Genomic DNA, 10261 nt, shown 5'->3' on the forward strand with positions numbered 1-10261 from the left:
GGCGTGGACGGATACCGGAGCATGGCCGTTTATCTGGCACGCAAAGGGTTCCGTTACAGTCCTGTGACCATTCATAAGTATATGAATAAAGAGATGGGGCTGTATGCGATTGTCCGTCCGAAAAAGCGGAATATATGCATGGGAAGCCACATAAGGTATTTGATAATAAGCTGGCCCAAGACTTCACTGCTGAGCGGACGAATCAAAAATGGTGTACAGATTTTACCTATCTGTTCCTGAAAAATGGAGAGGTGCGTTATAACTGCAGTATTCTTGATCTGTATGACCGCAGCATCATTGCGAGTATTACGGACCGTCACATCACCTCAGAAATAGTGCATGGCGGCATATGCTTTCCACTATAAGAAAGAGCAGCAGATACATACGAGAGGTGTGATATACGGATGGATGCGATAGAAAGAAATATATATGCTCTCATTTGCAGCCATGAGGGAATAAAAGCAAAGAATATTGGCAGAAAATCGGGGGAATCGAGGCAGACGATCAACCATTACCTGTACGGTTCTCCTTATATAAAAGAGCTCTGTTACCAGGATAAAGCTTACCGGTGGCACGGGCTGATCCGCCAGAGCGTCCCGCATTATGGCATAGAAGATTTCTGCGGGTATTATAGCTGGGCCGGTGAGTTTCTGGACATAGATTTTGAAGAATTTCTGGAGAGGCTAAAGACAGGCTGCCGACATATTGGCCGGAACCTGAATGACACAAGGGGGCTGTTTCATTCGTTTGAAGATACTTACAATACCATGCAGAATATGTTTGGGGGCTTAATGGCTGGCGGAGTGGAACGTTCAATATGGGACAGGTGGGAAATCCTTTTTGAACTTCGCATAAAACGCTCCAGGAGCATACGCATCTATGCTGATGTCATTCTCGTAACCGATGAGAAGGTATTTTCACTGGAATTTAAGATGAAGGATGAAATGTCAATCGAGGAGCTGGAGCAGGCGGCTAAATACAGTGAATATCTTGAAGTGCTGTTCGGGCCGCGGTATGATGTGATACCGGCCCTTGTCCTGACGGCAGGCGTGGATATATATGAAGATGCCCAGCTGACGGATACCACTGCCATGGTGCCGGTATGCTCTGGCGACCGGCTGCACTGTCTGGTTAGAGACTACTGTGGCATACTATAAGGCTGACTAGCGGTACTTCAGATACTCTGAAAATTTCTTTACAGCAAGGGAGCACGCCTTTTTATCACGCACAGCAAAGCAGATGCTGCGGTAAACGGGTACATCCAGCTCTTTGACAGCAAGATGGTAGGGAGTACGCCTTAGTATAAGCTGGTGCAGCATGCTGATTCCAAGCCCCTTTTCTACCATGGACATGACTGCATAGTCATCCCATGTAGTGAAGCGGGTCCGTGGCTTCAATGAAAATTGGGCAAAAATCTGTGCAATCTCAGTATTGTTTCCCCGCTCAAGCAGGATGAACGGTTCGTCGCAGAACGCAGAGACAGGGAATCTGTCACAACCGGCAAGAGGATGGTCCGCCGGTAGTACAGCAAGCAATAAATCCTGCTCTAACACCACAGTGTCAAGTACTGTCTGGGGGGGCAGGCGCAAGAATCCACAGTCCACCCTTCCTTCCTGAATCCATTCTTCAATCTCGCTGTAATTGCCAAGCAGGAGTTCATAATCTATGTTGGGATAGTCCTTCTGGAATTCCTTGATAATATTTGGAAGCCAGTGCGTGGCTACACTTGAAAAGGTTCCGATACGGATATACCCTGACTGGAGCCCGTTTAATTCTTCTACCTGCCTGTGCAGCATCTCATACTTCTGGCAGACTTCCTGTGCATATGGAAGCAGCTTCATGCCGTCGCTCGTAAGCTTTACGCCGGTTTTTCTCCGCTCCAGCAAGACAACTTTCCACTCTTCCTCCAAATCGTTGATCATCCGGCTGATGCCGGACTGGGAATAGTTCAGCTTTTCGGCGGCTTTTGTAAAGCTTCCATATTCGACGGTCTTTATAAAGGCCAGATATTTCAGTATATTCATGTCCGTTCTTTTCTCCTTTTACATATCTGGAAATGTCATAATAATTATGATAAACATTCGATATTGTAATCTATCATATTATGATACAATATTAACAGAAGTAACCGATAGCGTGCAAGGCTAATCGGAATTATTACAAAGGAAGTGAAAATGCGATGTTCTATGTAAGCAAAGTCATGACTACAGCTCCGGAGGAATATAAGACGCCGCTTCAGAAAAAAGTCTACAAGACGTTGGCGGAATTGAAGATATATTTTGAAAGAGTTGACACCGATGAGGCAATAACTATGGAAGACTGCGTGCTGATTAATGAGAGGCTGGATATGGACATGGTCAAGACTCTATTTCTCTGTAATAAAAAGAAAACGTTATTTTATCTTTTTATCACGACAGACCAAAAGCCGTTCGATACTAGAAAATTCTGTGAAGCACTCGGCATATCCCGCGTATCTTTTGCCCCGAGAGAACTGTTCGAGGACATCCTCGGGACGAAGATTGGAGCAGCGACGGTTTACAGCGTGCTGGACGACTGGGACAAGACCATACAGATCGTCTTTGACGAGGAGGTTACGGCCATGGAGTTTTATGGATGCAGCGACGGGACGACGACGGGCTATATGAAAGTAAAGACGGAGGACATCCTGCATAAGATTCTGCCGTATTCTAAACATAAGTATAAGATTGTCAGCATTTAAGAAAGGAGATATAGATCATGAAAACTACGATTATCTATGCCCATCCTTGGGAAGGGAGCTTTAACAAGGCCATACTGGATGAAGCTGCAAAAGCAGCGGGTGACTGTTATGTGATTGACTTGTATAAGGACGGGTTTGACCCTGTCATGTCAGAGGAGGATCTGGCATTATACAGTGAAGGAAAATCTGCAGATCCATTGGTGGAGAAATATAATGAGATATTAGATGATACCAACAGAATTATATTTATCTTTCCTGTCTGGTGGTATGATATGCCTGCAATCATGCGCGGCTTCTTAGACAAAGTAATGCTAAAAGGCTCTGCATACGATAGTGATGAGACCGGGCTTCATGCAGTGCGTAATATAGAGGAGACCTATATATTTACGACATCTTCCACATCGACCGACAATTTGGTTCACCGGTTTGGGGATGCTGTCAATGGACCAATTATAGGAGCCACATTTAAAGCCATTGGCTTCCATAACGCGGTATGGGACAATCTGGGAGGTATCGATGGCCTTGGCAGGCAGGAAAGGGAAGAGCATCTTGCCAAAGTCAGAACAGTTCTTGAATAATGGTAGAATAACTATTGCCGATGGCAAGGCACACGTTATGAAGACGTATTCCAGGGTGAAGGAGCAACGCCGCATGTTTATAAGCGGACAAAATCTGGCAGGAAATATCGGGAGGCCGAACAGAAGATCTGATACGATAACAGTGCAGAGAGGAGAAAGAACGATGAATTGGATAGACAGTCTAGGGGATGCGATCAGCTATATCGAAGATAATCTTACGGAAGAACTAAAGATGGAGGATATTGCTCGGATAGCAAATATTTCCAGCTTCTATTTCCAGAAGTCATTTGGCCTGCTTTGTGGGTTTACAGTCGGCGAATATATCAGAAAGCGCCGTCTTGCGTGTGCGGGCAGCGACGTTGCAGCCACAGGCGAAAAGATTAATGATAAGATCATTTGCTCCGCTGAAACTCAAATTTTCATTGGAAGGTGGTACGATTATGGATTACAAGATTGTAGAAAAAGATGCATTCACGGTATTAGGAAATGCCAGAACATTCGGCTACGAGAAAGCCGAGGAGAAGATTCCTGTGTTCTGGACAGAGCATTACGAAACAGGAAAAGGGGAAAAGGTATGCGGGAAATACGGTGTAAATATCGATGAAAGTATGGGTTCAGACGAATTTGAGTATCTGATAGCTGATGACTGTGAGGCAGACGCCGTTGTACCGGAAGGGTTCTGCAAGGTAACGAGTCCTGATGACCTGAGGAGGGATATACGGCCGTGGCAAAGCTCAAGCAGTCTACTGAGAGAGATATGCCACGGCTGTATACGTGCCGGACATATCGGAGCCGGTAGAGCTGCCTATGCCATATATAGAGTGAGTTCTTCAGGACAGCGTAAGAATAGCAGTTGTATTCAGAAAGGGAAGATGCTAGAATTAACATAGCTGGAACGGTACATATTATATAAGGAGGCTGCTATGGACAGATGCAAATGTAATGGGACAGAATTTGGAGTGGTTTTAGGCTTCTTCGGGGCACTTTTATTTGAAAACACGTTGCTTATATTATTAGGTATTGCTATAGGTTCCCTGTATGACAAAAGGGGCAAATTAATTTAAAAAATATTCAAAAGGTCTTGCATTTAAGCCAGGTATATGATATTATAATTTTCGGTCACTCCATGAGACAGGCCGTATATATCAGCAATCTGGCCCCGTGGTCAAGCGGTTAAGACATCGCCCTTTCACGGCGGTAACACGGGTTCGATTCCCGTCGGGGTCATTGAGTTGTGCCGTTATGGCTCAAGCATATATAATTGCCGTTGTGGCTCAATTGGCAGAGCAGCTGATTTGTAATCAGCAGGTTACCGGTTCAAGTCCGGTCAACGGCTTAGTTCCTTTAAGGGACTTTTTAAGTTTGGACCCTTAGCTCAGCTGGTTAGAGCAATCGGCTCATAACCGATCGGTCCTGGGTTCGAGTCCCCGAGGGTCCATTGCAGCGTGTCAGCACTAAGTCCGGATGCATCTGGATAAGTGCTGCAGCTTGCGTTTTTCAAAAGGCTTCTTTTGAAGCTGTGTAATTCATAGCATTAGTAAGGCCCAGTGGCTCAGTTGGTTAGAGCGCCGCCCTGTCACGGCGGAGGTCGAGAGTTCGAGTCTCTTCTGGGTCGTCATATGGGATCTTAGCTCAGCTGGGAGAGCATCTGCCTTACAAGCAGAGGGTCATAGGTTCGAGCCCTATAGGTCCCATTTTGCAGTAGATATGTACTGCAAAGCTCTAATTATATATCTGCAAAATGTGACGCGGTGCTATGCACCGATGCACACAGCCCTCAAGGGCTGGCACAGGAAATGCCGCAGTGGCGGAACTGGCAGACGCACAGGACTTAAAATCCTGCGGGACTTATACTCCCGTACCGGTTCGATTCCGGTCTGCGGCATTGCAAAACCGACGTATTTACGTCGGTTTTTTGCTTTCGTGTGATATTTCGTGTTGCATAAGTGTTGTAAAATGCTTGTTAGCTTTTTTATTCATTTCTTTTCTCTTATCATTCAACGTATGACGATATATGGATTTTAATATCAATCGCCATATCGCTGATTCTGAGCAGCACCTAAAGGTATTTGATAAAAACAGCGTCTATCTGCCGACCAAAAAAAGCGGCAAGAACAATCCAAAAGAGGACGAAATCAAAGCCGACAATGCCGCAAGGCAGGAATGGAACAGGACAGCGGATATGGCGTTATTATCGGGTATCTCCGAAACGAAGATTTTAGAGCTCAAGCGGTCAGGAATACACGAAAAGGCAAGCCAGTCTATCAAAAGCAAAGGCTGGCTTCCCAATCTGTTCCGCAGTATCGTGAGCATGGCAAAAGACTTCCTGCAAAACCTGCTCCGTGAACACGACATGCCGCCGAAGCCTGTCCTTGAGATAGATATGGCAGAGTTCCGCACTATGCAGAAGCTGATGATAAAGGCGCAGGATAAGGCGAAGGAAATCCGGCATTTGCAGGATACGGTACTCCCGAAGCTGAAAATGCAGCTTGCCTACACAAAAGGAATTTTCAAGGGCAAGGAACGCAAGGCACTCACAGAGCAGATACAGCGGACGGAAAAGGAAATCGCTGAAAAGCTGGATAAGCTGCCCGATATTCTCAAAGAGGACGGTTATCCCGATGTGCAGGCGTTCATGGCAACCTACCGTAAAGCGGAGGCTGTTGTGGAGCAGTACAACCGTGACCTTGCCGCATGGGAGCGGCAGGTCAGGGAAAAAAAGAAACCCGCCCGAAAAGAGCAGGCAAAGCAGCCGGAACGGGAGAGCGTACTGAAACGCCTGCGCCAACTTCAGGCAGAGGGCAAGCAACGAAATCAGCCGAGACAGAGAAAGAAATCTTTTGACAGAGACAGCCGATAGACACAGAAAACCGCCGCTATGGTGTTACCCATGCGGCGGCATATATATTCAGAACTTCCAAGTATGAAGCGATTTAATCCACTGTGGATCAAAATGGTTGACGATTTCGCTGTGCCCAATGTCCATTGTCTTGATTTTATCCATATCCTCTTGTGTTAAAGAAAAATCGAATACATCAAAGTTCTGCTTCATTCTGTCCTCATGAACCGATTTAGGAATTACTACAACACCACGCTGAATATTCCAACGGAGTGCCGCCTGTGCGGCGGTTTCCCATACTTGCTCCCGATTCCGGTTAAAATCGGATTTCTGAAAAAATCATGCAATCCCTCATTGAAAGGCGCACACGCCTCCGGCACGACATTGTATTCATTCATTGTGCCAATGTTAAGCTGCTGTTGAAAAAATGGGTGCATTCCCACCTGATTAAGCATGGGCTTAATTTCAAAGGTTTCAAGTCCCCATGTGCCCTATCCTTCAAAAGTTCCGCCATTCGCTTTGTATTGCCATCTTTTGAATAAAAGGCAACTAAAGTTTTCTTCATTGGACCCCTCTCATTTTTCGTCTGCATGGACATCAAATGCACTGCTCAGCATTTCCGCAACGCCGGGTGCGTCCGGGTTGTGGCAGCCTTTTCCTGTGTCGAGGGAACGCATTTCTTCCATTTCTTCATCACTCAAAGCAAAATCAAAAATCTCCATGTTGCTCTTAATTCTCGCAGGATTTGTGGATTTCGGGAAAATAATTGCGCCTTCCTGATGTTCAAACCGCAGAATAATCTGTCCGACATCTTTTCCATGAGCTTCTGCAATCTCTCTGATAACAGGATCTGCAAGCATTTCCTTATTGCCTTGTCCCAACGGCCCCCAGCCTTCAAGCTGCACCCCGGCCTCCGCCATGATCTTTCTAATTTCTTTCTGCTGATAGTAAGGGTTAAACTCTACCTGATTGACAGAGGGCATAGTTTCAAACTGCGGTACAAAGCTGTCCCAGATTTTCGGAGTCATGTTGCTCACACCAATAGAACAAATTTTCCCATCGGCTTTTGCTTCCTCCATTGCTTTCCATGCGCCGGGAACATCGCCATAAGGCTGATGGATCAGGTACAGATCCATATAATCCAGTCCCAGTTTACGCAGAGAGGTTTCAATACCTTTTTTTGCAGCCTCATATCCATAATCTTGTAACCAGAGTTTGCTCGTCAGGAAAATTTCTTCACGGGGAATCCCGCTTTCCCGGATTGCTTTTCCTACTTCCTGCTCATTGCATTTAAATATGGTTTTATGATTTCCGATAAAAACATATTGCAAAATTCTTTTGTGCGTTCCTCGAAGCTGTATGCTCCACCTGTCATATCCCAACAAAGCATTTCGCCGTAAAGTACATCTGCCAATGTGTGGGAGAGTACATCAACAGGGGTATCTTTTTGCAGTTCGTCTCGTTCAACACCTCGTTCCAGCAGTCCCTTCATAGAATCAATGTCCATCCCCAGTTTGTTTTTATCGTCCGGGTTCTCTACAAGGTCAGGGTCTACGGTATTACGCACCCATTCCTGACAAAGTTTCAAGCCGCTCTTTTCGATATAGCCAGAAAAATTTACCATGTAGAATATCAACCGTTCCATGAAAGAGCCTTCATGCGCCTGTGCATTTTCATAAATTTCTTGATACATCTCACGGCTCAAAGCAAAAATAACATCCTCCTTGCGTTTGAAGTAGGTGTAGAATGTACCATTTGAAACACCGCAGGCTTTCGTAATTTCTTCGATTGATGTGTTAATCAACCCTTTTTCACTCACAATCTTCTTTGCTGCTTCTAATAGCTTTTTCCTCGTTTCTAAAGCAGCAAGCTGTCTATTTGTCATTTTTTTTGCCACCTTGTCATCACCTCCTTGTTGAATTTGATTATATCGAATTCGCTGAATGAAAGTCAATGACTTTAATTCGATACTTTATGAATTTTTTGTGACAAAAAAGAGAGCAGGTAAGCAACCATTGTCTAATCTGCTCTCCCGATAAATAAATATGTATAAAATTTATTTCCGGCAGTGTGTCGTAAAAAGAAAAATGCCCCGGAATAAACCGGGGCACAAAAAATTATTTACACTTAAAGTCAATCGGACTATCTATGAGTGTTGCAGCCTGAAATTCATGTTTGTGATTATCTTCCTCTTCAGTAAAATTTTTAATGAAGTGAACGTGTTTTCCGTTACCTACTTCAATAGCACCTGAAGTCTTTCCACAGAACTCATGAAAATGTTCGTCAGAAAAATCGGTACGGAATTTCACTTCATGGTAGTGGTCATGTTTATCCTTGTGGTAGATAGCTTCTCCGGTTACAGTACAAAATCTATGATTATGGCAATCGTTACATTCATTGAAAATCTTTGTACTACCGGTTAATTCGTGCACATGCTTCTGGTCTTTGTAACAACTTGGATTATACATAACTAAATTCCTTTCTTAACTTCCTTTCTTTTAGAATATGACAAATGAGAAGGGAGTGTGAAGATATTATTGTATAGATGAAATTGACAGTAAAAGTTGATCAGAGTTAGGGAAGGAGCCCGCGGTGCGGGCCTACCCTTCCTGACATAAGTAGTTGTAGAGAATATCAATAAATTCTCCGTTTGCTGGCTTTTGCTTCAGTTCGTAACCGGTGATGCTGATAAGCAATTCCCGGTTCCCCTTATACCAGCAGTTTGAAATGGCAGTGCGGATACAATGGTCTACATTGTCCCTGCTGGTGCCGAACTGCGCATCTATGTCTACATACAGGCTTTTGTAGACGGATAACAGGTATGTATCGTCTGATAAGCACAGCTGCAGCGCATACAGCAGGAAATGAAATCCACGGATGGTAGAACGTATCCCTACGAAGCGGATTATGTGGTGCGACTCCGCAGAGCCTGACAGGATTAAGACATGGAGGACAGCCGGCTTCATGGCAATGCCGGTGGTCAAGGAAAAGACCGACGAGAAGAAGTATCAGGCTGCTCAGATTGACTGGCTGAAAGGGATTGTCTCAAAAGACAAGGCAATCAAGCGGATGATATACGTTCACCCTTCATGCACAAATACCATCAAGGAGCTGCAGCAGTGGAAGTGGAAGAGGGATGAACAGACAGGGGAATACCTTGACGAGCCGGTGCCATTCCAAGATGATGCGATGGCAGCACTAAGATACGGGGTGGAAGGCTGGCGGAAAGGCAAAGTGAAACTGAAAACATTTGAAGGAGGAATATAGAGATGCATTCAAAGAGAGCATATAAGCTGCCAAAGCCGCTGTTATGTGATGCTGATGCGGAGATAGATATGGAGCTGATAAATAAGTACGTCGCATTGCATGAAGAACGCTTTCCGAGATATGAATATCTGGAAAACTTGTACATGGGGTTCCTATCAAACGGAGCCATGAAGATGACACCGTCAATGAGGCAATTATAGAATTTGACCGGAACAACAATGTCACGGACCATGAGTTTGAGCTTGCGAAAAAGGCATAGGTTAATTTATAATATACGGCCTGCCAAAATGACAGGCCGTATAAATAATTAACAACCTTTATGCGGTTTAGGAGGTCTGTTGCAATCTTTGAGTAAAGGAATTACTGTATCTGCTTTAGATTTTAGAATAATCTCCAATGCTGTTATTTTTTCAACCATAGACTCAACAGACTCGTTTACTTTAATAAGTTCTTCGGTTGTAATACAATCCGTTGACACTGCTTTTTGTATTTTTTCTCCTTCTGCGTTTATAATATGAGCCAATCCAGCTTCTTGCAGCGCAATTGATTGAAGCATAGAAGAAGCAGAGCAACATTTGTTAATATACTTACATTTTATTTTAGGCATACTCATATGAAATACATCCTTCTGTTTTTTATTAGTATATTATAAATAAACAGAGAGGTACCAAAACAATTAATATTATAGTTTAGAAATTATTAGAACCCGTAATTCGGAGCCACAAGGCTCTTTTTTAGTACCATATAAGTGTAAGAGATAAAGCATATCATTCGTGCTTTACCCTCTACACTTATTTTTTTATGATAAGGGAGTAATTGGTCTGGCGAGGCTCTTTTTGGATTAACCACATCCGTCAC

16 protein-coding genes, 6 tRNA genes and 1 pseudogene are annotated in these 10261 nt (G+C 44.2%); 15 read left to right on the forward strand and 8 right to left on the reverse strand.

Translation table 11 applies throughout. The features are described 5' to 3' along the window. Positions 1-335, forward strand: a pseudogene (locus E1963_RS20255) (IS3-like element ISRgn1 family transposase); the annotation flags it as partial. 69 nt (positions 336-404) lie between these two features. Then, positions 405-1157, forward strand: a complete 753-nt coding sequence (locus E1963_RS18890) for a helix-turn-helix domain containing protein (RefSeq protein ID WP_132281580.1) — start codon at positions 405-407, stop codon at positions 1155-1157. A 6-nt stretch (positions 1158-1163) separates the two neighbouring features. Here E1963_RS18890 and E1963_RS18895 read toward each other — a convergent pair whose 3' ends face one another. Beyond that, complete coding sequence (locus E1963_RS18895; protein WP_132281583.1) at positions 1164-2024, reverse strand: LysR family transcriptional regulator; 861 nt, start codon at positions 2022-2024, stop codon at positions 1164-1166. Positions 2025-2179: 155 nt separating this feature from the next. Between E1963_RS18895 and E1963_RS18900 the strand changes: the two genes are divergently transcribed. From E1963_RS18900 to E1963_RS18945, 11 genes are all read left to right on the forward strand, one after another. Beyond that, positions 2180-2719 (forward strand): prolyl-tRNA synthetase associated domain-containing protein, encoded by a 540-nt coding sequence (locus E1963_RS18900; RefSeq protein WP_132281586.1) that lies wholly within the window; start codon positions 2180-2182, stop codon positions 2717-2719. Between the two features lie 17 nt (positions 2720-2736). After that, positions 2737-3297 carry an NAD(P)H-dependent oxidoreductase gene (locus tag E1963_RS18905; RefSeq protein ID WP_201272072.1) on the forward strand — a complete coding sequence of 187 codons (561 nt, stop codon included), beginning with the start codon at positions 2737-2739 and terminating at the stop codon, positions 3295-3297. Between the two features lie 440 nt (positions 3298-3737). Beyond that, on the forward strand, positions 3738-4187 hold the full coding sequence (locus tag E1963_RS22165) for a GyrI-like domain-containing protein (protein WP_330570896.1): 450 nt from the start codon (positions 3738-3740) through the stop codon (positions 4185-4187). Between the two features lie 33 nt (positions 4188-4220). Continuing rightward, the gene (locus E1963_RS19880; RefSeq protein ID WP_167482273.1) at positions 4221-4361 is read left to right on the forward strand and encodes a hypothetical protein; all 141 of its coding nucleotides are present in this window, start codon (positions 4221-4223) and stop codon (positions 4359-4361) included. A gap of 91 nt (positions 4362-4452) precedes the next feature. Then, positions 4453-4524, forward strand: a tRNA-Glu gene (locus E1963_RS18915). Between the two features lie 36 nt (positions 4525-4560). Then, positions 4561-4633 (forward strand) — tRNA-Thr (locus E1963_RS18920). Positions 4634-4661: 28 nt separating this feature from the next. Continuing rightward, positions 4662-4735: transfer RNA gene (locus tag E1963_RS18925), tRNA-Ile, on the forward strand. Between the two features lie 103 nt (positions 4736-4838). Further along, positions 4839-4912 (forward strand) — tRNA-Asp (locus tag E1963_RS18930). 6 nt (positions 4913-4918) lie between these two features. After that, positions 4919-4991: transfer RNA gene (locus E1963_RS18935), tRNA-Val, on the forward strand. Positions 4992-5095: 104 nt separating this feature from the next. Then, positions 5096-5182: transfer RNA gene (locus E1963_RS18940), tRNA-Leu, on the forward strand. A gap of 129 nt (positions 5183-5311) precedes the next feature. Continuing rightward, positions 5312-6157 (forward strand): hypothetical protein, encoded by an 846-nt coding sequence (locus E1963_RS18945; RefSeq protein ID WP_330570897.1) that lies wholly within the window; start codon positions 5312-5314, stop codon positions 6155-6157. A 48-nt stretch (positions 6158-6205) separates the two neighbouring features. Here E1963_RS18945 and E1963_RS22860 read toward each other — a convergent pair whose 3' ends face one another. The 6 genes from E1963_RS22860 to E1963_RS18970 form a co-directional block, all read right to left on the reverse strand. Continuing rightward, positions 6206-6397: a hypothetical protein gene (locus E1963_RS22860; protein WP_201272075.1), complete on the reverse strand. Its 192-nt coding sequence runs from the start codon at positions 6395-6397 to the stop codon at positions 6206-6208. Then, the gene (locus tag E1963_RS20215) at positions 6379-6534 is read right to left on the reverse strand and encodes a hypothetical protein (RefSeq protein WP_201272073.1); all 156 of its coding nucleotides are present in this window, start codon (positions 6532-6534) and stop codon (positions 6379-6381) included. Before E1963_RS20215 ends, E1963_RS22860 begins: the two co-directional genes overlap by 19 nt. Before the next feature lie 177 nt (positions 6535-6711). Continuing rightward, positions 6712-7467 carry an aldo/keto reductase gene (locus E1963_RS18955; RefSeq protein WP_243117813.1) on the reverse strand — a complete coding sequence of 252 codons (756 nt, stop codon included), beginning with the start codon at positions 7465-7467 and terminating at the stop codon, positions 6712-6714. Beyond that, positions 7407-8033, reverse strand: a complete 627-nt coding sequence (locus E1963_RS20895) for a TetR/AcrR family transcriptional regulator (RefSeq protein ID WP_132281595.1) — start codon at positions 8031-8033, stop codon at positions 7407-7409. The genes E1963_RS18955 and E1963_RS20895 overlap by 61 nt, the downstream gene beginning before the upstream one ends. Before the next feature lie 220 nt (positions 8034-8253). Further along, complete coding sequence (locus E1963_RS18965) at positions 8254-8604, reverse strand: YmaF family protein (protein WP_132281598.1); 351 nt, start codon at positions 8602-8604, stop codon at positions 8254-8256. 132 nt (positions 8605-8736) lie between these two features. After that, on the reverse strand, positions 8737-9102 hold the full coding sequence (locus E1963_RS18970) for a sporulation initiation factor Spo0A C-terminal domain-containing protein (protein WP_132281601.1): 366 nt from the start codon (positions 9100-9102) through the stop codon (positions 8737-8739). On the opposite strand from E1963_RS18970, the gene E1963_RS18975 reads away from it, so the two are divergent. Together E1963_RS18975 and E1963_RS18980 are read left to right on the forward strand one after the other, a co-directional pair. Further along, positions 9101-9403, forward strand: a complete 303-nt coding sequence (locus E1963_RS18975) for a hypothetical protein (RefSeq protein ID WP_201272074.1) — start codon at positions 9101-9103, stop codon at positions 9401-9403. The two genes, E1963_RS18970 and E1963_RS18975, sit on opposite strands and share 2 nt — an antisense overlap. A 2-nt stretch (positions 9404-9405) precedes the next feature. Next, on the forward strand, positions 9406-9603 hold the full coding sequence (locus E1963_RS18980; RefSeq protein ID WP_132281604.1) for a hypothetical protein: 198 nt from the start codon (positions 9406-9408) through the stop codon (positions 9601-9603). 107 nt (positions 9604-9710) lie between these two features. Here the strand turns inward: E1963_RS18980 and E1963_RS18985 are convergent, their stop codons facing one another. Continuing rightward, complete coding sequence (locus E1963_RS18985) at positions 9711-10016, reverse strand: alpha-helical endospore appendage domain-containing protein (RefSeq protein ID WP_132281607.1); 306 nt, start codon at positions 10014-10016, stop codon at positions 9711-9713. Between the last annotated feature and the right edge of the window lie 245 nt (positions 10017-10261).

This window comes from Extibacter muris (assembly GCF_004345005.1).
GTDB lineage: Bacteria > Bacillota > Clostridia > Lachnospirales > Lachnospiraceae > Extibacter > Extibacter muris.